General features: G+C 66.2%; 21 protein-coding genes, 1 tRNA gene and 1 other RNA gene. 10 read left to right on the top strand and 13 right to left on the bottom strand.

Annotation, left to right across the window (positions count from 1 at the left end; all coding sequences use genetic code 11):
- Positions 1–246: 246 nt before the first annotated feature.
- Entirely contained in the window at positions 247–1,113 is an 867-nt protein-coding gene (locus GO591_RS01670; protein ID WP_157155216.1) for a type IV toxin-antitoxin system AbiEi family antitoxin domain-containing protein, read from the top strand.
- Between the two features lie 136 nt (positions 1,114–1,249).
- Here GO591_RS01670 and ffs read toward each other — a convergent pair.
- Positions 1,250–1,346: signal recognition particle sRNA small type (ffs, locus tag GO591_RS01665), an RNA gene on the bottom strand.
- A gap of 28 nt (positions 1,347–1,374) precedes the next feature.
- Between ffs and GO591_RS01660 the strand changes: the two genes are divergently transcribed.
- Positions 1,375–2,061 (top strand): SDR family oxidoreductase, encoded by a 687-nt coding sequence (locus GO591_RS01660; RefSeq protein ID WP_157155215.1) that lies wholly within the window; start codon positions 1,375–1,377, stop codon positions 2,059–2,061.
- A gap of 54 nt (positions 2,062–2,115) precedes the next feature.
- Here GO591_RS01660 and GO591_RS01655 read toward each other — a convergent pair whose 3' ends face one another.
- From GO591_RS01655 to pta, 9 genes are all read right to left on the bottom strand, one after another.
- Positions 2,116–2,337, bottom strand: a complete 222-nt coding sequence (locus tag GO591_RS01655; protein ID WP_157155214.1) for a CDGSH iron-sulfur domain-containing protein — start codon at positions 2,335–2,337, stop codon at positions 2,116–2,118.
- Between the two features lies 1 nt (position 2,338).
- A complete protein-coding gene (locus GO591_RS01650; RefSeq protein ID WP_232466234.1) occupies positions 2,339–3,409 on the bottom strand; it encodes an iron-containing redox enzyme family protein in 1,071 nt (356 codons plus the stop codon).
- A 116-nt stretch (positions 3,410–3,525) separates the two neighbouring features.
- Complete coding sequence (locus tag GO591_RS01645) at positions 3,526–4,983, bottom strand: benzaldehyde dehydrogenase (protein WP_157155213.1); 1,458 nt, start codon at positions 4,981–4,983, stop codon at positions 3,526–3,528.
- Between the two features lie 5 nt (positions 4,984–4,988).
- Entirely contained in the window at positions 4,989–6,011 is a 1,023-nt protein-coding gene (locus GO591_RS01640; RefSeq protein ID WP_157155212.1) for an ABC transporter permease, read from the bottom strand.
- A 17-nt stretch (positions 6,012–6,028) separates the two neighbouring features.
- Positions 6,029–7,552: a sugar ABC transporter ATP-binding protein gene (locus tag GO591_RS01635; protein ID WP_157155211.1), complete on the bottom strand. Its 1,524-nt coding sequence runs from the start codon at positions 7,550–7,552 to the stop codon at positions 6,029–6,031.
- 65 nt (positions 7,553–7,617) lie between these two features.
- On the bottom strand, positions 7,618–8,739 hold the full coding sequence (locus tag GO591_RS01630) for a sugar ABC transporter substrate-binding protein (protein ID WP_157155210.1): 1,122 nt from the start codon (positions 8,737–8,739) through the stop codon (positions 7,618–7,620).
- 172 nt (positions 8,740–8,911) lie between these two features.
- Entirely contained in the window at positions 8,912–9,889 is a 978-nt protein-coding gene (locus tag GO591_RS01625) for an AraC family transcriptional regulator (RefSeq protein ID WP_157155209.1), read from the bottom strand.
- Between the two features lie 64 nt (positions 9,890–9,953).
- Positions 9,954–11,078, bottom strand: coding sequence for an acetate/propionate family kinase (locus GO591_RS01620; protein WP_157155208.1), 1,125 nt, complete (start codon positions 11,076–11,078; stop codon positions 9,954–9,956).
- Positions 11,075–13,165 (bottom strand): phosphate acetyltransferase, encoded by a 2,091-nt coding sequence (gene pta, locus GO591_RS01615; protein WP_157155207.1) that lies wholly within the window; start codon positions 13,163–13,165, stop codon positions 11,075–11,077. Before pta ends, GO591_RS01620 begins: the two co-directional genes overlap by 4 nt.
- 113 nt (positions 13,166–13,278) lie before the next feature.
- Here pta and GO591_RS01610 point away from each other — a divergent pair, with 113 nt between their 5' ends.
- The 8 genes from GO591_RS01610 to GO591_RS01575 all read left to right on the top strand — a co-directional run bounded on the left by GO591_RS01610 (position 13,279) and on the right by GO591_RS01575 (position 22,337).
- On the top strand, positions 13,279–13,875 hold the full coding sequence (locus GO591_RS01610; protein ID WP_157155206.1) for a TetR/AcrR family transcriptional regulator: 597 nt from the start codon (positions 13,279–13,281) through the stop codon (positions 13,873–13,875).
- A gap of 90 nt (positions 13,876–13,965) precedes the next feature.
- Positions 13,966–15,684, top strand: coding sequence for an amidohydrolase (locus GO591_RS01605; protein WP_157155205.1), 1,719 nt, complete (start codon positions 13,966–13,968; stop codon positions 15,682–15,684).
- A 16-nt stretch (positions 15,685–15,700) separates the two neighbouring features.
- Entirely contained in the window at positions 15,701–16,582 is an 882-nt protein-coding gene (locus GO591_RS01600; protein ID WP_157155204.1) for an alpha/beta hydrolase, read from the top strand.
- Positions 16,583–17,084: 502 nt separating this feature from the next.
- Positions 17,085–18,614, top strand: coding sequence for a sugar ABC transporter ATP-binding protein (locus GO591_RS01595; RefSeq protein WP_157155203.1), 1,530 nt, complete (start codon positions 17,085–17,087; stop codon positions 18,612–18,614).
- Complete coding sequence (locus tag GO591_RS01590; RefSeq protein ID WP_157155202.1) at positions 18,611–19,642, top strand: ABC transporter permease; 1,032 nt, start codon at positions 18,611–18,613, stop codon at positions 19,640–19,642. Before GO591_RS01595 ends, GO591_RS01590 begins: the two co-directional genes overlap by 4 nt.
- Positions 19,643–19,675: 33 nt before the next feature.
- Entirely contained in the window at positions 19,676–20,866 is a 1,191-nt protein-coding gene (locus tag GO591_RS01585) for a cytochrome P450 (protein WP_157155201.1), read from the top strand.
- Between the two features lie 87 nt (positions 20,867–20,953).
- Complete coding sequence (locus tag GO591_RS01580) at positions 20,954–22,117, top strand: sugar ABC transporter substrate-binding protein (RefSeq protein ID WP_157155200.1); 1,164 nt, start codon at positions 20,954–20,956, stop codon at positions 22,115–22,117.
- A gap of 132 nt (positions 22,118–22,249) precedes the next feature.
- Positions 22,250–22,337: transfer RNA gene (locus tag GO591_RS01575), tRNA-Ser, on the top strand.
- 6 nt (positions 22,338–22,343) lie between these two features.
- On the opposite strand, the gene GO591_RS15730 is transcribed toward GO591_RS01575, so the two are convergent.
- From GO591_RS15730 to GO591_RS01565, 3 genes are read right to left on the bottom strand one after another with little or no spacing between them, the layout of a single operon-like run.
- A complete protein-coding gene (locus GO591_RS15730; RefSeq protein WP_198295523.1) occupies positions 22,344–23,426 on the bottom strand; it encodes an amylo-alpha-1,6-glucosidase in 1,083 nt (360 codons plus the stop codon).
- Positions 23,408–24,400 (bottom strand): glycogen debranching N-terminal domain-containing protein, encoded by a 993-nt coding sequence (locus GO591_RS15725; RefSeq protein ID WP_198295522.1) that lies wholly within the window; start codon positions 24,398–24,400, stop codon positions 23,408–23,410. The genes GO591_RS15730 and GO591_RS15725 overlap by 19 nt, the downstream gene beginning before the upstream one ends.
- Positions 24,397–24,792: an SCP2 sterol-binding domain-containing protein gene (locus tag GO591_RS01565; protein WP_157155199.1), complete on the bottom strand. Its 396-nt coding sequence runs from the start codon at positions 24,790–24,792 to the stop codon at positions 24,397–24,399. Before GO591_RS01565 ends, GO591_RS15725 begins: the two co-directional genes overlap by 4 nt.
- Between the last annotated feature and the right edge of the window lie 44 nt (positions 24,793–24,836).

Below are 24,836 nucleotides of genomic sequence, written 5' to 3'. Positions count from 1 at the left end.
CGCAGGAGTTTTCGGCCAACACGCCGACGTGATTGCGTCGACGCGCGGCGCGTCCCGAGAAAGTCCTGCTCAACGCCGTCAGTATCACCGGGCTTGAACTGAGAATCGACGCGGGGAAGCTAATGCGGACGACTGACAGGGAAGCACACCGGATGCCTCCTCCACAGGTCACTCAGACGGCGAGCCATCCGTGCACTCCGTTATTCCCCTTCGGCGACTTACGTCCGAGCACCATCCTCTAGTCCCATGCGCGACTTGTCCGCGGTCGTCTGCTCTCTCGGCCATCTGGCCGCTGCACGAGATCTCGCCCGCGCTGGCTTCTCACGGGAGCGGCTCACTTATGCGGTCGCCCATGGGGAACTGTGGCGTCCGCGCCGAGGAACGTATGCCTGCCGGCACGTCGACGCTGACCTGGCCTTCGCCGCGCAGGTCGGCGGCGCGCTCACCTGCGTCTCGGCGCTGAGTCGGCTGGGTGTGTGGTCGGGCTTCGACATCCGACTTCATCTGCAAGTCGCGACAACGCATGGCCGAATCCCGCTCACTATCGATCCTCGGGGCCGACTACCGCGTGTGCACTGGCACGACCCTCGATTTGGGATGGCCAGCCGCTGGTTGGCGACTCCGCAGCAGGCGCTGTGGCAAGCGCTGCACTGCCTGGATCTCGAGAACGCGCTGGCGGCACTTGAATCAGCGGTGCATTGTGGCGTGGTCGGCTCCGCAGAGGTGGCTCACTTCGCGGCCGAGACGCCAAAGAGGCTCATCGAGGATCTGCCGGAACTGAATTTCGGGAGCGGCTCCGGGTACGAGTCGATCGTGCGGTTCCGGCTGCTCAAGCGCGGCTTTCGTGTGCAGTCGCAGGCTTATGTGCCGGGCCTCGGCCACCAGGACCTGCTCGTCGAAGACATCGTCGGCCTGGAGGTCGACGGCAAGTATTTCCATGACACCGAGGACCAGTTCGCCCTCGACCGCGACCGAGATCTGCACGCCGCAGCCCTGGGACGCACGACACTTCGGCTTCGGCCGGCGCATGTAACGCGCGACTGGGACCTGGTGCTCGCAGCCATCGAGCGGATGGTGGCGGACGGTCGCCGGGCCCGCGGGCACCGGATCTGACGCCCGCGTCGCGCGCACTCCCGCGGTGCGCAGGACTTACCTACAGACACGCCGGGTAGTTAGTCCTCTGTGCCGGCGTTTCGCTTCACAACTCCTGCGGAACGCGGCGGATCGCGATCAGGAGTCCCCCGCACACAAAAAGGACTCCTCGCGCACCCGCCAGAGCCCGGTTACCCTTGCTACGTTTCCGTCCTGGGGGAGTTGGCCTGGATGGCGCCACGCGAGGAGCCGTCAAACAGTTTACCCGGCTAACGTCGAGTAATGCGCATCGTCATCGCCGGAGGCCACGGAAAGATCGCCCTGCTGCTGTCGCAATTGCTGACGAATGCCGGTCACCAACCGGTCGGCATCATCAGGAATCCCGATCAGAGCGCCGATTTGGAACAGGTCGGATCCGAGCCGCTGGTGCTGGATCTCGAGCACACCGATGTGGCAACGCTCGCCGCGAAGCTGCAGGGCGCCGACGCCGTCGTATTCGCCGCGGGCGCAGGCCCGGGCAGCGGAGCGGCACGCAAGACCACCGTCGACCGGGATGCCGCGATCCTGCTCGCCGACGCGGCGGAGGCCGCCGGCATCCGTCGCCTGGTCCAGATTTCGGCGATCGCCACCGACCGGGTCGACCCGAACGCTGACGAGGTGATGCAGGCGTACTCGCGAGCGAAGAGCGAGGCGGACGCCGCGATCCGTCCGCGCAGCCTCGACTGGACGATCGTTCGCCCCGGCGGCCTGACCAATGAGCCGCCGACCGGGCTGATCACGGTCGGTGACACGGTCGAGCGCGGCACCATTCCACGCGCGGATGTCGCCGCCGTCGTCGCCCACCTCCTGGTCACCGGCGCCGGTGTGCGCCGCCAGTTCGAACTGGTCAGCGGGTCAACACCGAGTGAGCAGGCCCCGTACGGCGACACCCCACCGCGATATCCGACGACCAGGCGGGTCCGGGCCTAAGCACGGCGCGCTCTCAAGCACGCCGGCACTAAGCACGACGCGCTCGAAGCGCGGCTACCCCTCCGGCGCCGGCTCGTCGGTCTTGAAGCCGATCAACTTGTGACTGCCGTCACAGAATGGCTTGATCGTCGACACCCCGCATCGGCAGAGGGCGAACGTGCGCCGGTTCGGCTCGATCGGCTCCCCTGCGGAGGAGAGGATGTCGATGTCCCCACGCACGATCAACGGCCCATCCGGGCAGGCGATGATACTCGGGGTGACGGCGGGGATGCTCATGTCAAGCCTCCGAAGTAGCCTCAGCCAGCGGCATCCGCAGTGATGACCGACCGTCGGTCCAACTGTTCAGGATGTGCTCTCCCACCCAGCCGTCCACGGTGAGGCAGGCGGCCGCTCCGAAGAAGATGTCGGCGAGCAGGTCGGGTTCGTCTTCGGCCAGTGAGCCGGCGACATCCCGTCCCGCCAGCTGTTCGTGCACCGCGTCGGCCTCGACGTGTTCGTCGAAGTACCAGGTGACCTCCTGGCCGTACCCGTGTCGGCGGAAGCCGTTGCCATAGAACCGGTTCGGCACCGACGAAGTCATCTCGAACGCGGCGAAGTGCCCGACCGAGGCACCACGCATGCGCCGGTTCAGGCCGAACATGGTCATCATGTTGAATGACGCCAAGGTGATCGCCGACACGCTGTCGAGGTAGGCGCCGTACCGGTCGTCGAGCCCGACGCCACGCATCGTGCCCGCGTAGATCGCCGAATGCATGCGCTCCGGCCGCCCCTCCCCGTACTCGTCGGCCTGGATCTCGACCAGCCCGGCCTTGGCCCGACCGCGCAGCCGCGGAATCGTCCAGGTCTGCGCGTCCGCCTCCTTCAGCGTGTACACCGACTTCTGCACGACCAGCTCAATCAGCTGCTCACCGGTGGCCTCGCGAGCGACGTAGCGCGACAGGCTCGGCCCGGTGTCGCGGCCGGTGAGTTCGAACAGGGCGGCCGCGACCGCCTCGCGGTTCGGCTGCGGCAGGTCGGGCATGGGCACGGTCCGGCGCAGCTCCCTCTCGAATGCCTCCTCGATCGTCAGCCGGGCGGACAGTGTGGCCGGATGCCACTCCCAGGCCCCGTCGGTTTCGACCAGCGACCCGTAGTGCAGCCCGTACAGAATCAGCAACGCCAGCTGCAGGTCGTCGTCGCGAAGAATGTCGGATGTCGCATCCACCGCCTGCTCGGTGAGCGCGGTCAACCCAGCAAGCGCCGCGTCGATCTCGGCGCGCGGTCGCGGCAGGGCATCGATCAGCAACTCGCTGACCGGGCCGCGGCCGCGGAAGAGCACGCGCTGCATGGGTGTAGCGGGAAGTCCCATGCAGACAGTCTTATTGCGATGGACGCGGCGTCAACCCCCGAGCGCGCCCAGAAACCGCACGACCGGGATCGAGTAAGCCGGGCTGCGTCTTCCCAGACGCAGCCCGACAGTCACGACTAGAACGGGTACGGCGCGATGTCCGGTCGCATGGTGAGCCACTGGTTCTCGGTGAACGCCTCGATGTTCGCGGCGGCTCCGCCGAATCGGGATCCGGTGCCCGAATCGCCCACGCCGCCGAAGGGGGCGTTCGCTTCGTCCATGACGGTCTGCTCGTTGATGTGGATCTTGCCCGAGCGGACACGGTCGGCGACCTTCATCGCCTCCCCCACTTCCCCGAGGATGCTCACCGACAAGCCGAACGGGCTGGCGTTCACCAGGTCGACGGCTTCATCGATGGTCGAGAATGCGATGACCGGGGCGACCGGGCCGAAGATCTCGTCAGCCCACGCCCGGTTCGAGGGCGTCAGATCGGTGAGGACGGTCGGCCGGAAGAACGGCCCATCCGCCGCTCCGCCCGCCGCCACGCGACCGCCGGCGGCCACTGAGTCGCGAATGATCTCGCCCACACGCGCGAGCTGCTTCGCGTCGATGATCGGCCCCAGCGCGACCTGCTCGGTGGCGGGGTCGCCGACCGGCAGGTTGTCGGCCTTCGCCGCGAGCTTGGCGACGTATTCCGCTGCGATGCTCTCGTGCACCAGGTGGCGCCCGGTGCTCATACAAATCTGCCCCTGATGCATGAACGACCCAAATGCTCCGGCCGACACCGCCTTGTCGAGGTCGGCGCCGGGCAGCACGATCATGGCGTTGTTGCCGCCCAGTTCCAGGTGCGCGCGCTTCAGGTGCCGCGCGGCCGTCTCGCCGACGATGCGTCCGGCCGGGGTCGAGCCAGTGAACGAGATCACCCGCACCTCGGGCGCCTCGACGACTGCGGCTCCGACATCCGCGCCGCCCGGCAGCAACTGCAGCGCTCCGGTCGGCAGCCCTGCCTCTTCGAACACGCGCATGAGCACGACGCCGCCGGAGACAGAGGTGCGCGGATCCGGCTTGAGCAGCACCGTGTTTCCGAGCGCGAGCGCAGGCGCGACCGAACGAATCGACAGGATCAGCGGGAAGTTGAACGGCGCGATGACACTGACGACGCCTGCTGGCCGCCGCCGCGCGAACGACCAGTGGTCGCCGCTTGAGGCGAGCACATCACCCTGCACGTGGGTGGGCAGCGCGGAGGCCTCGTAGCACTCGTTGGCGGCGATATGCGTTTCGAGTTGCGCCTTGGGCAGAATGGCCCCGGACTCGCGGATGATCCACCCCTGGATCTCCTCCGCGTGGTCCTCAAACAACTGGCCGGCGCGGCGGAGTACGGCGGCACGTTCTTCGGGCGTGCGCAGTGCCCATTCGGTCTGCACGCGGGCCGCCGAGGTTGCGGCGCGCCGCGCATCAGCGGCGCTGGCAACTCCGACGCTGCCGAGGTCGCGCCCGGTGGCGGGCTCTATGACCGGCGCGGTACCGCCTTGGCCCGCGGTCCATCCATCGACGAAGATCTTGCCGTGCCAATTTGTGGTGGCGAGCAGGGACATTTCGGTTACTCCTTCGAGGCGGGGGTTGAGGCGTCGGATGCCGCGGGCTTGACTCGCTTGCGGCGGCGCTGCACGAGCGTCGCTGCCGAGACCGCAACGAGCAGGGCGACGCCGTTGAAGACGTTGATGACCCAGGTGCGGGCACCGAGGATGATGAGCCCGTTGGCGCCGATCGCGAGCAGGTACACGCCGATGACGGTTCCCCACACGTTGAAGTAACCGGCCCGGATCGCGGTCGCACCGAGGAAGGCCGCGGCGTAGGCGGGCAGCAGGAACTCGGGGCCGAGATCCGGGGTGGCGTTGCTGGCGCGGGACGCCTGCAGGGTGCCGGCCAGCCCGGCGAGCAGTCCGGCGCCGATGAAGGCTGCAGCCAGGTACTTCTTGGTGCGCACGCCAGAGATGAGTGCGGCATCCCGTCCCATCCCGGTTGCGCGCAGGTAGCGGCCGAACGGCGTGCGCTCGAGCAGATACCAGAGCACCACCGCGACGACGAGGAAGTAAACGATCACCATCTGGAAGCCAGCCACGCGGGTGTTGGTCATGGCGGTGAAGGCGCCGTCATCGTGCATGATCAGCGTGCTGCCGGTGAGCAGCAGGTTGAACCCGGACAGGATGGTCGCCATGCCGAGGGTGGCGATGAAGGCGTTGACCCCAACGACGATCACCATGAAGGCGTTGATCGCACCGATCAGCATTCCGGCCGCGAGGGTGGCCAGGATCACCACCGGCAGCGGGAGTCCCGACCCGGCGAGCACAATGCCGAGGATCGTGGTCGCGCCGAGGTTGGCGGCGACGGAGAGGTCGAACTCCCCGGCGGCGAGCGGCAGGATCACGGCGAGCGCGAGGATGCCGGGCACCGCCTGGTCGCCGAGGATCTGCCGGAAGTTGCCCGACGTGGCGAAGGTGCTCGGCATGAGCAACGAAAAGACGATGATCATCAGCACGAGAAATACGGCGATGCCGTACTGGCGCATGATGGCGCCCGGCCGAAGTCGGTCGAGCAGGCTGGTGGATGTCGCGGTAGTCACAGTTCTTCCCTGGGTGGTCAGGCGGCCTGAGCGGTGCAGGCCAGCGCGATGCTGTCTTCGGTGATCTCGCCCGGCCCAAGTTCGACGGCCAGCCGTCCTCGGTTGAGGACGAGCACGCGGTCGGCGAGACCGACGAAGTCGGCGTAGTCGGTTGACGCCACGACGATGGCGACCCCGGATTCGGCGAGTGAGCGCAGGATGTTGCCGATCTCCTGCTTGGCCAGAGCGTCGACTCCCTGGGACGGTTCATCGAGCAGCAGCACCCGGACGCCGGTGCTGGCTGCCCGCGCAACGACGACCTTCTGCTGATTGCCGCCGGACAGCGTACGAATCGGCACGTCAAGCGATCGGGCCTTGACCAGGTATTCGGCGGCCATGCCGGCGGATGCCTCCCGCTCAGCGGCACGGTCGATGCTGCCTGCACGGCGGAACCGGTCCAACCGGCCAAGGGTGAGGTTCTCCCCCACGCTCATGTCGGCGACGATGCCCTCGGCCCGCCGGTCCTGGGGTACGCAGCCGACACCGAGACCGACAGCGTCGGCCGGAACGCCGGGGGCATATGGCTGACTTGCAAGCGTCATTGTTCCGGCATCCGGTTTCTGCGCACCGGCGAGCATGCGGATCAGCTCGCTGCGCCCGCAGCCGATCAGGCCGGTGACGCCGACGATCTCGCCGCTGCGCACTGCCAGATCGATTCCCGTCAGCCGGGATCCGCGCAGGCCGGTCGCCGACAGCACGACCTCGCCTTCCCGTTCAGCGGGTGCGGCGACTTCGACGCGCGCGAGCGGTCGACCGATGACGAGCGAGACGATGTCATCGTTGTCCCGGGCGCCGAGCGGTTCGTCGGCAACGAGTTGTCCGTCGCGAAGCACGAGCAGGCGGTCGGCGATGCGCCGGACTTCGTCGATTCGGTGGCTGACGTAGATCGCGGTCCCACCGGCGGCGCGCAGTCGCTCGAGCATGCCGAGCACCCGCTCAACTTCCTCGGCGGGAAGCGACGCGGTGGGTTCGTCGAGAATCAGGAGGTTGCGACGCACCGCGTCGTCGCCGTCCTGGAAGGCGCGAGCGATGCCGACCATGGTTCGGGTCGCCGGCGGAAGGTCCCTGATCAGCGCGGTGGGACGCACGTCGATCTCAAAGCGTTCCAGTGTTGAGCTCGTGTGCCGTTCCTGTTTGCGTCGGTTGATCGGAGCGAGCGTACCCGCTGCGAAAAAACCGTCAGTAAGCGCGAAGTTGTCTGCCACGGTGAGGGCATCGACCAGGCCCAGATCCTGATGCAGGAATCGGAGCCCTACTCGGTGTGCGTCGCTCGGCTGGAGCGGGAGGGCGAGCTCGTCGCCGCGCACGGTGAGCGCGGCGCCAGGGTCCGGCGAGTACACCCCCGCGAGAATCTTGATCAGGGTCGACTTGCCTGAGCCGTTCATGCCGAGCAGGGCCGTGATGGCGCCGTCGGCGATCGAGAACGACACATCGTCCAGGGCCCGCTGCCCGGCGAAGGTTTTGCTGAGGCCGGCAACAGTGAGGGCAGGGGTGGTAATCATGCGATCCGTCCGTAGCTGTGCGAACTCCGGTGCCTGATCAGACGATCAGGCACCGGAGGGCGGTGTTACGCCGCGTTCTTCCAGAGAGTTTTGAACCCGGACTTCCAGTCCGCGTCGCCGGTCCAGGGCAGGTCAGGCATGGTGTCTGCCGTGACCAGGCGCTTCGGCATGTCGATCAGCTCGTACTCGGTGAGCTCGCCGGCGAGGAGCCGGTTCATCTCATGCACCATCAGGTAGCCGGCCCACTCCATGGGCTTGATGACGTCGACGAACTGGCTCTTCTCCTGCGAGATCAGGTCGAGGTTCGCCGAGTTACCGTCAAAGGACAGCATTTTGATGGTGTCGCCGTTCGCGCTGCGCTCGACGGTGGCCTGGCTGCCGACGACTGCAGCACCGGTGTGCGTCCAGATGTAGTCGATCTGGGGCTTGGCCGTGAGGGTTGCCTGGATCTGCGGCGGGAGGCCGGACTGCAGCTGTGACATCTGCGTCTCGAGGGTTTCGACAATCTCGCAGTCCGCGCACAGCTCGGGCAGCCACTTCACGAACGCAGCGGTGCGCTCGGCAATCGAGGGGAACGCGGGGTCGGTGGTGACGAGCACCTTCGCGTCGCCGCCGCTGTCAAGTGCGATCGCGGCGGCCGACATCTTGCCGCTCAGGTCCTCGTCAGGCGAGATGTCGACGTCGAACCGCTCGTCGCCGGGCGACATGCTGTTCACCAGGAAGATGCCGGCAGCGCGGGCCTCGGCGAGCTTCTCGTTGATCTGGTCACCGACGGCGGCGGTGAAGATAATGCCGTCCGCATCCAATTGGATGGCCTGGTCGATCGCCTGCCGAGCCTTCTCGGGGTTTCCACCGGGGTCGATCATGCGGGCTTCCCAGCCGAGCGACTCGGCCGCTTCGATGGCGGCGTCCGCTCCGCGGGCGCAGGCCTCCGAGGCGTAGGTGCAGGGGATGACCACGATCGACTTGCCGGCCTGGATCGCGGGCGAGCTTTCCGGGACCTCTTCGTTCAGTGGCTGCTGGAACTCCTCCAGCATTGCCTCGAGCGCGGCCGTGTCAGTCTCCGCTGCCACGGCGGCATCGCCAGCGGGTGCGGTGGATTCTTCGGTGCTACAGGCGGCGAGGGTGAGCAAGAGCGCGGATCCGGCGAGGATCGCGACCATGCGCGGGGTGCGCAGGGGCTTCATGGCTGTGCCTTTCGATAAAAGGGTGCGTCGTTGAACCCGGCGGACGGCGAAGCCTCCCGCGGGCACTCCCCATCAGCGTGGCGTTCGAAGGCCGGGCCTAAGCCCCGATGTCCGGAACAGGCAGGAACATGTCCGAAAGAGTCAATCCGGCCACGCACTCAGCCGGGCGCTATCAGCGCAGGAAAGCGTCGCGGGCCTCGCGCGGATTGCAGTCGAAGCGCGCCTTGAACACCCGCGCGAAGTGAGCGGCAGACACAAATCCAACCGCGGCCGCGACCTCCGAGATGGCCAGTGTCTGCCGGGATTGATCCCCGAGGATGTCCCGGGCGCGCGACATCCGCTGGTCCATCACGTAGGTGGCGACGGTCAGCCCTTCGTCGGCGAACACGCGGGCGAGGTGCCGTTCGCTCACGCCGACCGCTCGCGCAATCCGCGCCGTGGACAGGTCCGTTTCGTTCAGGTGTGCCCGCACGAACTCTCGGGCGGCGAGGACGTACCCGCTGCCGGTCGCGCTCGCACCGTGGCCGAGCATCAGCGCGTGCAGGTCGATCAGCGAGTCTTCAAGATCAGGGCTCGCCAGCGACGGTTGTCTGATGGCGTCGTGCATGGACTTGGCGGCGGCCCGCACCCAGCCCTGTGCCACCTGAGAGTCGGCGAGGTGCAGCACGCGTGGGCGGACAACGCCCTCCTCGCCGATACTGCCGTGGAAGACGTTGCGCGGCAGCTCCAAAATCAGCTGGTGCATGTTGCTCGAGAACCCGTACATGAACGGTCGGTCGGCGTCGTACAGAACGGCGTCTCCTGCCCGCACCGGGTCGCAGCCGTCAGCGTGGTACAGGAACGCATTGCCTTTCAGCAGCAGGCAGAGCATGACCGCATCAACTGGCTTCGCGGCGATGTTGCGCGGGGTGCGTTCGATCACATGGTTATTGCCGATGATCTCGGTGAACCGCAGACGATGGAGGTCGAGGTTGCTCTGCGTCGCAAGGAGTCCGTCGTCAGACAGTGTGGAGGCGCGCAGCCCGAACAGGACCTGTTCGTTGTATTCCTCCCAGCTGGCCAGTCTCCGGTCGACGGGGACGGTGCTGGTTGAGAATCGCTGCGTCTCTGCTGCCGTGGTCAGCGGAGTCAGCATCGGATGCGCGGACACGATCGGCTCCTTCACGGGTCGAGGTGAACCGCGAGTCTAATGCAGCATTTTCTCGCGAGTCCCCTCAGACGACGGATGCCGCCTGCCTGGCGATCTCCAGCTCTTCGTTCGTCGGGATCACCATGACCGTGACCGCCGCGCCATCCGGTGAGATGACGCGTGCCTCACGGGATGCCAGCTCGTTGCGGTCGTCATCGACGCGGATACCGAGGTGCTCGAGCCCGGCGAGCGCCCGGCGCCGCAGCAGGGCGTTGTTCTCGCCGATCCCCGCGGTGAAGACCAACGCGTCGAGTCGACCCAGCTGCGCGAAATACGCGCCGATGTAGTGCCGGATCCGGTGCCGCCACACCTGCAAGGCAAGATCCGCGGCGGCGTCGCCCTTGCTCGCAGCCTCCTGGACGTCGCGCATGTCACCCATGCCGGTGAGTCCGAGCAGTCCGCTCTTGCGATTGAACAGCACGTCCAGCTCGTCGACGCTGAGCCCGGCCGCGCGGTGCAGGTGGAACACCACGGCGGGGTCGATGTCGCCGGTGCGCGTGCCCATCACGAGCCCCTGCAACGGAGTCAGCCCCATTGAGGTGTCGACCGAGCGGCCCCCATCCACCGCGGTGACGGATGCCCCATTGCCGAGATGCAGCACGATGGTGCGCACGTCGTCGAGCGGCTTGCCGAGCATCTCGGCGGCACGCTCAGAGACGTATTTATGCGACGTGCCGTGGAAGCCGTAGCGGCGCACCTTGTACTGCTCGGCTAGTTCCGCGTCGATCGCGTAGGTGTATGCCGCTGGCGGCATGGACTGGTGGAAGGCGGTGTCGAAGACGGCCACGTGCGGCACATCTGGCATCGCCTTGCGGGCGGCACGGATGCCGAGCAGGTTGGCGGGATTGTGCAGTGGCGCCAGCCGGGACAGCGAGTCGATCTCGCGCTCGACCTCGTCATCGATCAGGGTCGGGCCGGCGAAGTCGCTGCCGCCATGCACCACGCGGTGACCGACCGCGACGATATCGCCGGTCTGGTCGCCGAGCTTCGCGAGCACGACGCTCATGCCTACCTCGTGGTCGGAGATCGCCGATCCCGGCTCACCGACGCGTTCGATCAGTCCGCTGAGCCGGGATTCCTCGGTCTTCAGGTCGATCAGCTGGAACTTGATCGATGAGGAGCCTGAGTTGACGACGAAGACACTGCTCATGCGGGTGAAGCTCCCTGCGCCTGGATCGCGGTGATCGCGACGGTGTTGACGATGTCGCGCACCAGCGCGCCGCGCGACAGGTCGTTGATCGGCTTGTTCAAGCCCTGCAGCACCGGCCCCATCGCGACCGCGTTGGCGCTGCGCTGCACCGCCTTGTAGGTGTTGTTGCCGGTGTTCAGGTCGGGGAAGATGAACACCGTCGCCTTGCCCGCGACCGGCGAATCGGGCATCTTCTGCGCCGCAACCACCGGGTCGGCGGCCGCGTCGTACTGGATCGGTCCCTCGACCAGCAGGTCCGGACTGCGTTCGCGAACCAGTTCGGTGGCCGCGCGTACCTTCTCGACATCGACGCCGGAACCGGAATCCCCGGTGGAGTAGCTGAGCATCGCGACCCGCGGCTCGATCCCGAACTGCTGGGCGGTCTCCGCCGACGAGATCGCAATGTCGGCGAGCTGCTCGACGGTGGGTTCCGGGATCACGGCGCAGTCGCCGTAGACGAGCACCCGGTCGGCGAGCGCCATCAGGAACACGCTGGAGACGACCTTCACGCCCGACTTGGTCTTGATGATCTCGAATGCCGGCCGGATGGTGTGCGCGGTGGTGTGCTGGGCGCCGGAGACCATGCCGTCGGCCAGCCCGAGGTGAACCATCATGGTGCCGAAGTAGGAGACATCCGTCACCGTGTCGGCGGCCATCTCGGCGCTGATGCCCTTATGCGAGCGCAGCCGGACGTATTCCTCGGCGAAGCGCTGCCGCAACTCGGGGTCGAACGGGCTGAGAATCTGCACCTGCCCGAGGTCAAGGCCGAGCTCCGCGGCCCTGGAGCGGATCTTCGCTTCGTCGCCGAGCACCGTCAGCTTGACCACGCCGCGCTGCGCGAGCATGTTCGCCGCCTGCAGGATGCGGTCGTCGCCACCCTCCGGCAGCACGATGTGCTTGAGGTCGGCACGCGCACGGCCAAGCAGCCCGCGCTCGAACATCAGCGGGGTGACGACGGATGCCGTGGTCACCTTGAGGACATCAAGCAACTTCGCGGCGTCGACGTTCGCCTCGAACAGCGACAGCGCCCTGGTGTACTTCTGCGCGGTTTCGGCGGCGAACCGGCCCCGAGTCGTGGCCAGCCGCCGGGCGGTGTCATAGGTGCCAAAGCTGGTGCGGGCGATCGGAAGGGTCACGCCGGAGCCGGAGATCAGCTGCTCGATCTGCGGGGACACCGGGAAGCCGCCGTTCAGGATGACACCGGACAACTTCGGGAAGGTGCCGGATGCCTGGGCCATCAGGGCCCCGACGAGCACGTCCATCCGGTCACCTGGCACGACTAGGATCGACGCCTCGATGAGTCGTGGCAGCACGTTCTCCATCGACATGCCGGCGACCACGAAGCCAAGCGCCTCGCGGTCGAGCAGTGCCGGGTCGCCGAACAGCAGTTCCGATTCGGTCGCCCGGAACAGCGACCCGACGGTGGGGGCGACGAGGATCGGGTCTTCGGGCAGCGCCCACACCGGGGTGCCCGCGCTCACCGTGCCCTGAATCGCGGACACGGTCTCAGCCAGTTTATCCGGGTCGACGCGGTTGGCGATGATCGCCAGCAGTGACGCGTGCTGGGCGCGCAGCTCGGCTTCGGTCACCTCGGCCAGCTGGCGCAGGTCGTCGGGCGTGCGCGACGAATCGCCCGAGCGTCCGCCGAGCACGAGCAGCACGGGCGCGCCGAGGTTCGCCGCGACGCGCGCGTTGAATGAGAGCTCGGTGGGCACCGCGACATCGGTGTAGTCCGAGCCGAGGATCACCACAGCGTCGCAACGGGACTCGATCGCCTGGAACCGGGTCATGATCTCGGCAAGCGCGGCGTCGGGGTCGGTGTGCACCCGTTCGTAGCTGACGCCGACGCATTCGTCGTAGTCGAGATCCGCTGAATCGTGTTCAAGCATCAGCTCGAGAACGTAATCGCGCCCGCCCGCCGTGCGCGCGACCGGACGAAACACCCCTACCCGGCCGGCCTGCCGGTTCAACGCTTCAAGGACTCCGAGGGCGACGGTCGATTTGCCGGTCTGACCCTCGGCGGACGTGATGAAAATCCGTGTTGCCACCGGGCCAGCCTACGCGGCTGGTGTGGGCGGTCCCGGGGCGCCGGCTGTATCCACTCAAATAACAGAGTGTCAAGAGACAGTGCAATCTGCATCGGATCCTCTACCCTGATCGCATGGCCACCCTCCGAGACCTTCACAAGCAGCAGACGCGCAACCTTCTCCTCCAGAAGGCGCTCGAACTGTTCGAGTCCAAGGGCTATGTTCCAACCACGATCGACGACATCGCGGGCGCCGCGGGCACTACTCGGACCACCTTTTACCTGCACTTCGCGTCGAAGTCGCAGCTGATGAGCGAGCTGATCACCGAAGTTGATGTGATCCTCACGGCGATCGACGACCCGCCGCTTGATGTCGTGGTCGAGCTGGGGCGCCGCGACCTTGTGGAGCAGTGGCTGAGCAGCAAGTTCGACCAGTGGCCGGTGATCCGCCCCTACCTGCTGGCTGCCGAGCAAGCGTCCGGCGAACCGGAAGTGGCGGACGCCATCGAGAAATGGTTCGAGCACGTCGCAGAGGCGATGGAATCCGGCCTGGATCGCGCGGGCCGCTTCGAGCAGCACACCAGGCGGATCCGATGCATCCTGGCGTTCGGGCAGTTCGAGTACCTGTCGCGCCGCTGGTTCCGCGTCGGCTGGGTCGTCCCGCGCGAGATCTCCCTGCAGACACTCACCGATGCCTGGTGCCATCTACTCATCGAGGATTCAACCATTTAAATGTATTGAATTAACTAGATTGCTCCTATACTTTCGAACAATTCAGTCCGACTTCAATCGAGTTCAGTGCGTCTTCAAAGGAGTAGTCGTATGCGAACACTTATCACCGGTGGCCCCATCCTGACTTGCGACGAGGCGATGTCCTCGCATGAGGCATTGGTCATCGACAGTGGCCGGGTGCTGGCCGTGGGTGCCGAGGAGGAGATGGCCAGTCTGGCGGGACCAGGTGCCGCGCGACTGGATCTCGACGGCGCGACAGCCATGCCGGGGCTCGTCGATGGCCACTCGCACCACCAGCATTTCGCCGGCATCCAGTTGGGTACCGTGGATCTCTCCGACGCCCGCGATCACAATGACATTGTCGAACGCATCCGGGCGGTGGCAGCGGTGACACCGGCTGGACAATGGATCCGAGCGACTCCGGTCGGGGAGGCCCACTACTTCGTCCGTCGGTCCTACCGCGACCTGCCCGAGCAGGCCTTGCCCGACCGTCACGTCCTGGACCGCGCGACGACCGATCATCCCGTCGTCATTCAGGGGTGGACACCGACGACTCCGAGCGTCACGGCATTCAACAGCCGCGGCCTGGCCGAGGTGGGGATCGACGGCGGGCTCCCTGATGTGGTGAACACGGTCACCATCGAAAAGGAAGGCGGCGCTCCGACCGGACGGCTCTTCGGTCCCGTCTACTACTACTACACCAACGACCCGTTCTGGCTCTCGATCCTTGGAAAGATGCCGCCGCCGCCCCCAGGACTCTGGGACATGGGCGCGCGTGAGGGGATGGCGACGGCCAATCAGGCGGGCATCACCAGCGTTTACCACTCTCACGCGATGGAACCCGATCACATTCAGGGCTGGCAGAACCTGCGCACGGCCGATGAGATGACCTTGCGGGTTCTGGCTACCCTCGATGTCGCCAACTGGTCCTTCTTCCCCACGCTCGATCCGACCCGTGACTCCATCCGGGAACGCCTCGAACTCGCAACCTCGCTGACGCAGATCACCGACGACCTGATGCGCGTGAACGGTGTCACCCTCGGACGGTCAGGAGTGATTGCCACTGGGGCATTCCGGCACCGGGAGCCCTACCGGAACCCACTCGGAGGAATGGGCGGGGAGGCGGCGGCCATTCCGAAATGGGTGGAGGAAATGGTCGTCGAGTACTGCTGCAAGAACGACCTCCGCCTCAACATGAACATGTACTCCTACCTCGATCACGACGACTTCTTCGACTCCATTGAGCCCTACGTCGACAAGTACGACATCAAGAGCCGGGACTGGGTGGCCCAGCACTGCCTGATCACCAGCGAGGCGCAGGCGAAGCGATATGCGGAACTGAACTTCCAGATCACCGTGGGGGCCGGCTTCGGCTGGGGAATGGGAGACACCTTCGCCGAGCTCATCGGCGACGAGATCCTCGCGGACCTCTCGCCCATGAAGCGTTTCGTCGATCTCGGACTGAACGTGTCGTCCTGCATCGACTGGGGCCCGAGCAGCCCATTCGAGCAGATGTGGCTGGCCGAGACCCACGAGTTCGCCGGCAGCGGCCACCGGAACCTCCTTCCGGGGCAGGCGCTCACGCGCCAGCAGTCGCTCGCCACGTGGACGCGGAACGGCGCACGACTGATGCAGTGGGAGGGGATCGGCTCACTGCAGCCCGGTTACCATGCCGACCTCGCCATCGTGGATCGCGATCCCTCGACGTGCGCGCTCGACGACCTTCCCGAGACCGAAGTTCTCCGCACGATCGTGGCCGGCAAGACGGTCTACGACAGCGGTGCACTCACCGATTCCGACGCCCACTGACCAAAGGGGACCTCACATGCACACCTTGTACGAGACACCAGCCGGCAAACGGTTCACCTCGCAGGAAGAACTCGATCAGCAGTACGACATTGAGGCGACGGTGCCGCGGGAGCAGCTCATGGCGCTGGGTGCGCAGTTCGCTAGCGACAGCGCCCAAGCGCGTGACGAGCTGGGCGCCGTGCTGGATATTCCGTATGGCCCCACCCTGGCAGAGCGACTAGACGTCTTCCCGGGTGAGCCTGGCGGACCCGTGGTGGTGTTCATCCATGGGGGGTATTGGCGCCTCAACAGCCGGAAGGGTTTCAGCTTCATGGCGCGCGGACTCGTGGGCAGGGGCGCGACGATGGTCATCCCGTCGTACGCGCTCTGCCCGACGGTCTCGCTTGACGAGATCGTCCGGCAGCAGCGTGCCGCAGTCGCCTGGACCTACCGGCACGCGGCGGAGTTTGGCGCCGACCCCGAGCGGCTCATCGTGTCGGGGCACTCCGCTGGCGGCCACGCGACTGCTGTCCTCCTCGACACCGACTGGGAGGGAGTGTACGGACTTCCAGAGAACACGATTCGAGGTGGTTGCGCCATCAGTGGCCTGTTCGACATTCGCCCCCTGCGGAACACGTTCCTGCAACCGTCACTCCAACTGACGGGGGACCAGGTCATCAAGTACAGCCCAATCCTTGACCTGCCGACGTCCGCGCCACCACTGTTGGTAACCCTCGGCGGACTGCAGACCGAAGAATTCGATCGACAGTCGAAGGACTTCTTCGATGCTTGGCGTGCCGCCGGACTCACGGGCGACTACTACAAGCAGCCCGACCGCAATCATTTCGATGAGCTCTTCTCATTCGTGTCCCCGGACAGCGAACTGATCGACCGGATCATGGATTTGAGCGTGAACTGACACTCCCGTTGTAACGGGGGCATCCTCGGCACCGTGCGACCTCTCGGCGAGACGGACGCACGGTGCCGAGCCATGCCCAGGTAGAGCACGTCGAGGACACCGTTGGCGGGGCCGCGCCGGCTCTCGAGGCCCCGCCAACTCTGAGCCCCGATCGCTGGTTGCCGCGCCCGCGTCCGCGCCCGCGCGCTTCCGCGAGTCCGGAAGACCCGCCCGAGACCCATGACGGCCACGCCGATGGCGGTACCGCCGAGTCCGCCGACACGCATGGGGCCGCTGCTCGCGCCGCCCACCCAAGTCGGACAGGCGATGACTCGTCCAGTCGCGCGACTTTAAGGGTTTTCACTGGACAGAGCATCAAGTGAGTGCTACAACTGTCGTACCAAAAGGGCTGGAAACGACTTTCGCGCCCTGTCTGCCACACAAGGAGGTGCGGTGCAGTGTCGTGCGAACGAGAAATTGCAATGCCCCTGAGCGAGCCGCGCCCGGCTGAGCGGAGCGTCAAGTGAACGCGCCGCGCCTCGAGGTTCGGAACCTCTCCAAAACATTCGCGGGCGTCACCGTGCTCGACAATGCCCACATCAGCATCGCCCCGGGTGAGATCCACGCCCTGGTCGGCCAGAACGGCTCCGGAAAATCGACACTGATCAAGCTGATCAGCGGCGTCTACCGGCCAGACCCCGGCGCCGACATCCTGGTGGACGGCGAACGGATCGGCCCGCCGATTGAGCCCAAGCGGCTGCATGAGGCAGGTCTGGCGTTTGTTCATCAAGACCTCGGCCTGATCGCCGACCTCAGCGTTCGCGAGAACGCTCGAGTCGGCCGACACAGCACCCGGCGGTTCACCCGATGGATCGACACCGCCAAGGACCGCGCCGCAGTGCGCCAGAGTTTCGACTTCCTCGGGCTCGATATCGACCCCGCTGCCAAGGTCGCCACCCTCACCCCGAGTGAGCGCGTCGCCGTTGCGGTTGCCCGGGCCTTGCAGGAGCGCACCCCCGGCACCGGCGTCATCGTCTTCGACGAGTCCTCGCGGGCCATCCCCCACGAGGCGCTGCCCGCGTTCTACGAGATGATCCGCTTCCTCGCCCGGCAAGGCACAGCGGTGCTGCTGGTCAGCCACAACCTCAAGGAAGTGCTGGAGATCGCGGACCGCGCCACCGCGCTGCGCAACGGGCGAGTCGTCGAAACCGGCCTGCCCACCGCAGACCTCGACGAAGCAGCCCTGACCCGGCTCGTGCTCGGGCACGAGGGAGAGCTCGACAACTTCGTACAGGCGATGCCGACCCGGCTGCGCGACGGCGGGGTTGAGCTTCGCGACATCACTGGCGGGCGGGTTCGGGGCGTCAGCGCACACGTCGCACACGGCGAAGTTCTCGGTGTCACCGGCGCCGTGGATTCCGGCCTCCCGGGCTTCGCTGCACTGCTCGGCGGCGCGACCAGCGCCAGCGGCGAGCTCGTGATCGACGGCACAGTCCTCCCACTCGACCGCAATCGCACCATCGACCTGCTCCGCGCCGGGGTGGCATTCATCCCCCAAGACCGAGCCGCCAAGGGACTCGCCACCACGCTTACCGTCGAGGAGAACGTCACGCTCCCGCACCTGCGCACGAACGGTAAGCCATGGTGGACCGGCCGACGCTGGCAGGGCATCGAGACCCAGGCGATCCTGGACCACTTCAACGTGACGCCCGCGGACCGCAAGGCCGTGGTCGCAACCATGAGTGGCGGCAACCAGCAGAAGGTGCTGATGGGCAAGTGGCTCATCGGCAAGCCTGCCCTGCTCGTTCTCGATGACCCCACGCAGGCCGTGGATGTCGGTGCTCGCACCGCGGTGCTTCGCGCCACGCGCCAGGCAGCCGCGGATGGCGCAGCCGTCGTGCTGTGCTCCTCCGAAGTCGAAGACCTCGCCGCCGTGTGCGACCGGGTACTGGTGCTCGAGGACGGCGTCGTCGCCCGCGAACTGCGCGGACCGTTCACCGCGGACACGATCTTGAACACCATCTTCCCTCCCGTCGAAGGAGACGCAGCATGACCACCACATCCCCATCACGTAACGACGCCAAACGGCCTCCGGCATCCGACATCCCAGCGCGCACAGGAGCGAGCCTCGCCCGGCGCATCGGTTCGATCGTGCTGCAGCGCTACAGCCTGGTGCTCATCTGGCTCATCATGATCGTGGTGCTCGTCGCGACCGCACCCGGTGATGTCAGTGCGATCGCGGCGATGCGTGCGGTACTCAGCACGCAAACGCCCCTGATCTTCCTCGGGCTGGCCGTTGTCATCACCATGGCGGTCGGCGAGTTCGACCTCTCATTCGCCGGCATCTTTGGCATCTCCGCGGTCACCGTCCCCGCGCTCGTCGTGTTCGAAGGCTGGCCGTTCCTTCCCGCCGTGCTCGCAGCCTTCGGTGTGGCGCTCGTTTTCGGAATCATCAATGCCGTGCTCATCGTGATCGTCGGCATCAATTCGGTGGTTGTCACCCTCGGCGTCTCCAGCGTGGCAGGCGGGCTCGCCTTCCTGATGTCGCGGGAAACCACGGTGAGCGGCCTCGACTCGGCGCTCTCCGTAATCACCCTGGGCAGATTCCTCGGACTTCCGATGATCTTCTGGTACGGCGTGATCCTCGTGGCGATCGTCGCCTACATCATGAGCGCGACCCCGCTCGGACGCCACATGCTGTTCGTCGGCTCCAACCGGGACGTGGCGCGGCTCGCAGGCATTTCGGTGACCCGGATCCGGGTCGGCGCCTACCTCTCTTCTGCGCTGCTCTGCGGACTCGCCGGAGTCATCCTGTCGATCGGGCTCGGCGGATTCAACCCCGGCACCGCCGCGACCAACCTCATGCCGACCTTCGCTGCTGTGTTCCTCGGCACCGTCGCCATCGTGCCCGGCCGGTTCAACCCGATCGGGATGCTCATCGCGGGCTACTTCCTGCTCACGGGTGTATTCGGGCTCCAGCTGCACGGCCAGGCCGGCTGGGTGACCGACGTGTTCTACGGCGTCGTGCTGGTCGCCGCCGTCACGGTCTCGTTCCTGCTCCAGCGGCGCATCCGCGCCTAACCGCAACCCGCACCACCCGAATGGAGGCTCCTCATGGTGGACACCACTGCACTCAGCACCACGCTGGACGTCTTCAGCAATGACGTCACCGGCGACCCCGAGCTGCTCAAGGAACTCCGCGACATCGCACCGGCGGTGTGGGTTCCCGAGCACCAGTTCTGGCTACTCAGCCGCTACGACATCGTCCGAGGCGCTGCAATGGACTGGCAGACGTACTCGTCCGCTGAAGGCGTGGCCCTACTTCCCGACGGCAATGCACCCGTGATCGGGGCCATCATCGCCACCGACCCTCCGCAGCACGACGTCATCCGAGGCGTCCTTGCCGCGCAGACCTCGCCTCGCGCAATAACGGCGCTGCGCGAGCAGATCGCCGACGAGGTCGACGACATTGTCGCGGCCGCACTCGAGCAACCCACCTTCGACGGGGTCGAACTCGCCCAATCGATCCCGCGGAAGATCGTGGGAGACCTCATCGGCATCCCGAGCGAACCACGCGCGCACCTGTTCGAGGGTGCCGACGCGGTGAACTACACCTTCGGGCCGGCCAGCGACCGGCTGAAGGCCCTCATCCCGACCGTAATCGGCTACGTCGACTGGATCGCCTCGGTGTCGAACCGTCAGGCTCTGCGGCCTGGCAGTTGGGGTGCAGCCATCCTCGACGCCGTCGACGCCGGCATCCTGGATGAGCGCAGCGGTCAGCTGCAGATCAACGCCCTGCTGGTCGCCGGCCTGGACACCACATCGAACGCTCTCGGTTCGCTGCTCAGGCTCGTCGCCGAGCAGCCGGAGGTCTGGGAGGCGATGAAACGCGACCCTTCCCTCGTGAAGCAGGTATTCGAAGAGACCCTGCGCATGTGGTCACCGGTGCGCGGATTCTTCCGGCTGACGACGCGTGATGTGGATGTCGAGGGCGTCACCATCCCCGCGGGTTCACGCGTGCTGCTCAATTTCCTTGCCGCCAACCGTGACGAGCGCCACTACGACAATCCGGACATCTTCGACATCAACCGCAACCCCACGGATCACCTGTCCTTCGGTTACGGCCTGCACGGTTGCGTCGGCCAGGCGATCGCCCGGCTGGAAGCCCACAGCCTGATCAACTCGCTGCTGAAGCGGGTGGATCGCTTCGAACTGGCTGGGCAACCAGCACACCGGCAGCATCCGCTCATCAATGGACTGTCCGAACTCCCCCTCCGAGCTCAACTGGCCACAACGCCGGCCTGAGCGTTGCGTCAATCCAGCACCACCACTGGCGTCCGACACCGGACCCCGGTCTCAACGAAGAGAAGAAGAAATGGAGCTCCCGCCACCATGAAACGCAATCACAGCACTGTGCGAGCGGCGATCGTCGCCGCCGCAATTCTTGCCCTCACCGCATGTAGCGCCGCCACCGACGAGGTTGCAACGACCGACGACGTCGAACTGACCGCGGAGGCGGCAGCAGCCCAGGGGGTCGTCGACTCCATCTCCGCGTCGTTCGACGAGTTCGAGGCGCCCGGCCCCGCGTTGGAGAACCTCGCCGCACTTGAAGGCAAGACAGTGCACTACGTCGCTGCGACGCTTCAGGTCCCGCTGTTCACCGTCGTCGCTGACACCCTGGAAACAGCGCTCTCCAACGTCGGCGTCGACCTGCAGGTCTGCGATGGCAAGGCGAACCCGCAGTCGATGGCAACCTGCCTCGATCAGGCCGTGCAGGCCGGCGCAGGCGCAGTCATTTCCGGATCGATCCCTTACGAGCTGGCGTCGGTCGCCTTCGACTCCGTCACCGCCGCCGGGATCCCGCTGCTCTACACCCAGGTCGCGCCCGCGGGCCCCGGTGAACCGACCAAGGTTGGATACCTGACCCCGAACAACGTCGAAATGGAAGCCTGGATCGCGAACTGGGTGATCGCCGACTCGAACGCCCAGGCCGAAGTCCTGACCGTCACGATCAACGACACCCCGGCCACCATTCTCTGGATGGAAGCAGGCGCGCACGCCACCTATGAAAAGGGCTGCCCGGACTGCAAGGTCACCAAGGTCGACATCAACACCGGACAGCTCGACAAGCTCCCCAGCCTGATTAGCAGCACGCTGGTCGCCAACCCCGGGATCAAATACATCCACGCCGAGGCTGACAGCCTGGTGCAATCGATCCAGCAGGGCCTGCAGTCGGCCGGGCTCGCCCAGGACGAAGTGCACGTGATCAGCATGGAAGGTTCGCTCGCGGTCATGCAGATGCTCGCCGACGAACGGTTCATGCAGGCCGAGGTCGGCATGAACCTGCAGGCGTTCGCCTGGTACGCCGCCGACCAGACGCTGCGGATGATGTCGGGGCAGCCGAGCACGCAGAACCTCGCGTTCCCGTATCGGCGTCTGTTCACCGCCGAGAGCGCCAACGAACTGGAGCTCACTCCAGCCGCCGAGGCATCCGGCGCCTGGTACGGCGACGCCGACTACGAGAACGGATTCCTCGAACTCTGGGGAGCCAAGTAGTTCCGCTCTGTCAGTGAGTCAGACGCCGGTCATCGTCGCGATGGTCGGCGTCTGGCATTTCGCCTGACTGGCGCGGACGATGAGCCTCGCGAAAGCCTGTAAGATTTCCGGAGGCCTGCGAGCAGGCCGCCCGGAGAATTCGCCTAGTGGCCTATGGCGCACGCTTGGAAAGCGTGTTGGGTGCAAGCCCTCGGGGGTTCGAATCCCCCATTCTCCGCCACAGTTCCTACGCGCCCGTCACCCGCGACGTGTCCACCCGGCCGCGGCCGAAGGCGTCGATGTGCCCCCAGCGGCCCGGGATGTCGAGCAGCTCCAGCCGGCCGATGTTCGCCGGCAGCGCGGGGTCCACGATCAGGTGCCCGTCCATCGGTTCCAGGCCGAGCATCGTGCGCATCAGCAGCAGCGGCGCACCGGTGGACCACGCCTGCGGGCTGCAGGCGGTCGGGTACTGCACCGGATACTTCGTCATCGACTTCGAGTACCCGCCGAACGCTTCGGGCAGCCGTCCGTCGAAGAACCGGGATGCTTCGAGAATGCCGGCCGCTATCAGCGCTGCCTCATCCTTGTAGCCGTAACGGCGCAGACCCCAGGCGATGAACGAGCTGTCGAATGGCCAGATGGTGCCGTTGTGGTAGCCGATCGGGTTGTACCGGCCCTCGCCGACGGCAAGCGTTCGGATGCCCCAGCCTGAGAACAACCGGTCGCTCATCAGGTGGTCGACCACTGCCTGCGCCTTCGAGTCGTCGACAATGCCGCTCCACAGCAGGTGCCCGATGTTCGAGGTGAGCGAGTCCACTTGTCGCCCGTCGGCGTCGAGGGCGATCGCGAAGTACTCTCCGTCGGCCACCCAGAAGTCGCGGTTGAAGCGTCGTTTCAAGTCCGCGGCCTGCCTTTCCAGCTCGGCCGCGTAGTCCGGGTCGTTCCACACCTCTCGGGCCAGTCGCGCGCCGCGCACCTTGGCGTCATAGGCGTAGCCCTGCAATTCGCAAGTGGCCCGCGGGAATCCGGGCAGGGTGCCGTCGCGGTACGAGATCGAGTCCCAGGAGTCCTTCCAGCACTGGTTCTCCAAACCGGTTTCCGCATTGCGCCGCTCGTAAGACACATAGCCGTTGCCTTGCAGGTCCGCGTAGGTGTCGATCCAGTGCAGCGCCGCCCGGGCTTCGTACTCGAGCTCACGAACCAGTTCGGTGTCACCGGTCCACCGTTCATATTCGTCGAGCAACACCACGTACAACTGAGTGGCGTCGGCGGAGCCGAAATACGGGGAGTGGGGACGCTCCTCGAATGCGGTCAGTTCGCCGAACCGCACCTCGTGCAGGATGCGACCGGGATCCTCGTCCGGAAGTCGTCGGTCCGCGTGCCCTGCCGCAATCCCAGCTCGCGCAGGGTGGTGCGCGCCAATTCGGACCCGAACGGCAGCACCTGGAGGCTGGTGAAGATGCTGTCGCGCCCGAACATCGTCATAAACCACGGCAAGCCTGCCGCCGGCAGGCTGTTGCGTCCCGCGGTCAGCGGGGAGAAGCGCAGCGCCGCGAGGTCGACCAGGCTGCGCTGGTAGGTCCTGACCAGGGTCTCCCAGTCGCATCCGAGCCGCGGCGCTTCGTCCAGCCATCGGGCGAGGTTCGCCGCCATGTCCGGGATCGGGCGCTTCACCTGCTCGGAGATCGAACGCCCCTGCCCCTGAACCTCCTGCTGAAGCACTTCGATCGCGACCTCCAATTCGGTGCTCCAGGCTTCGTGCGACCCGATGGTGACCGTGAACGTCAACCCGTCCTCGTCCACCGAGCATTCCTCGGTCGATGAGATGGCGGTCGACCGATGGTAGGTGTCGCGCTGGTATTCCAGTTCCAGGCTGCGCCCGGCGACCTTCGTCGAATACGAACCCTTCTTCGCCAGCGCGTCCTTGACCTCGAACAGATCCGCGAAGTCGCTGGCGGCGTCGATTCGTACGGTCACGTCGACCGGCTGGTCGTCGTGATTCAGGATCGACAGCACCTCGGTGAAACCGTTGCCGACCGACCGCTGCCGGATGACCGACATCGTCGCGTTCACGTAGACACTGCCGACCCCTGGAACCAGGAAGAACCGCGCCTCGAAATAGTGCAGGTCATCGGTCGACAACGAGGTGAGCCGTTCGCCGTCCACGGTAAGCACCCACTTCGACAAGAACCGCGTGTCGAACGAGAACAACCCGGTCGGGTCGGTCGGCGACGACTCGATGTCTCCCACGACATCGCTGACCACAAAGGTGTTGCCGTTCAGGATGCTGACTGTATCGGTCATGATTCGCCCCTTGTCTCGACGGTCGGATCCCACCCAGGAGGCGGGTTGGGGAAGAGACGCTGGATCGCGAAGAACAGCTCGAGGTCGCCACGGGCGGCGAGCGCACCGCGCACGAGCGCTGCGTTCATATTTCGACGACCGGCGGCCAGCTCGTCGAAAGTGGAACGCCCCCCGCGGATGGTGCAGTCGGCCGTCGCCTGCTCATGGGTCACGGACAGCCGGCCCTGGTCGACGGCCACGAGCCACGAATCCGTGCGCTCACCATCGACAATTTCGAAGCGGATGCGCCCGCTGACCCTGCGCAGCAGCGGCTCGTTCCCGCGGCGCCCGAGTTCCTCGAAGAACCGGGTCGTCGCGTCGTCGGACGTGGTGGGAGACGACGTGTTGTTCACCCGCTCAGGATGCGTGTTCCCGCGCGCCGAGTCATCATCCGCGA

Origin of the sequence: Diaminobutyricimonas sp. LJ205, assembly GCF_009755725.1 — a bacterium.
Classification (GTDB): domain Bacteria; phylum Actinomycetota; class Actinomycetes; order Actinomycetales; family Microbacteriaceae; genus Ruicaihuangia.
Note: the sequence above shows the minus strand (reverse complement) of the source record. Positions and strands in the feature narration are given on the sequence as shown.

Excerpts from the sequence above, each read along its gene's own strand:
- GO591_RS01645 (WP_157155213.1), bottom strand. The coding sequence starts at position 4,983 with ATGTCCCTGCTCGCCACCACAAATTGGCACGGCAAGATCTTCGTCGAT.
- GO591_RS01630 (WP_157155210.1), bottom strand. The coding sequence starts at position 8,739 with ATGAAGCCCCTGCGCACCCCGCGCATGGTCGCGATCCTCGCCGGATCC.
- GO591_RS01610 (WP_157155206.1), top strand. The coding sequence starts at position 13,279 with ATGGCCACCCTCCGAGACCTTCACAAGCAGCAGACGCGCAACCTTCTC.
- GO591_RS15725 (WP_198295522.1), bottom strand. The coding sequence starts at position 24,400 with ATGACCGATACAGTCAGCATCCTGAACGGCAACACCTTTGTGGTCAGC.
- GO591_RS01670 (WP_157155216.1), top strand. The coding sequence starts at position 247 with ATGCGCGACTTGTCCGCGGTCGTCTGCTCTCTCGGCCATCTGGCCGCT.
- GO591_RS01585 (WP_157155201.1), top strand. The coding sequence starts at position 19,676 with ATGGTGGACACCACTGCACTCAGCACCACGCTGGACGTCTTCAGCAAT.
- GO591_RS01580 (WP_157155200.1), top strand. The coding sequence starts at position 20,954 with ATGAAACGCAATCACAGCACTGTGCGAGCGGCGATCGTCGCCGCCGCA.
- GO591_RS01590 (WP_157155202.1), top strand. The coding sequence starts at position 18,611 with ATGACCACCACATCCCCATCACGTAACGACGCCAAACGGCCTCCGGCA.
- GO591_RS01600 (WP_157155204.1), top strand. The coding sequence starts at position 15,701 with ATGCACACCTTGTACGAGACACCAGCCGGCAAACGGTTCACCTCGCAG.
- GO591_RS01635 (WP_157155211.1), bottom strand. The coding sequence starts at position 7,552 with ATGATTACCACCCCTGCCCTCACTGTTGCCGGCCTCAGCAAAACCTTC.
- GO591_RS01650 (WP_232466234.1), bottom strand. The coding sequence starts at position 3,409 with ATGGGACTTCCCGCTACACCCATGCAGCGCGTGCTCTTCCGCGGCCGC.
- GO591_RS01605 (WP_157155205.1), top strand. The coding sequence starts at position 13,966 with ATGCGAACACTTATCACCGGTGGCCCCATCCTGACTTGCGACGAGGCG.
- GO591_RS01660 (WP_157155215.1), top strand. The coding sequence starts at position 1,375 with ATGCGCATCGTCATCGCCGGAGGCCACGGAAAGATCGCCCTGCTGCTG.
- GO591_RS01655 (WP_157155214.1), bottom strand. The coding sequence starts at position 2,337 with ATGAGCATCCCCGCCGTCACCCCGAGTATCATCGCCTGCCCGGATGGG.
- GO591_RS01620 (WP_157155208.1), bottom strand. The coding sequence starts at position 11,078 with ATGAGCAGTGTCTTCGTCGTCAACTCAGGCTCCTCATCGATCAAGTTC.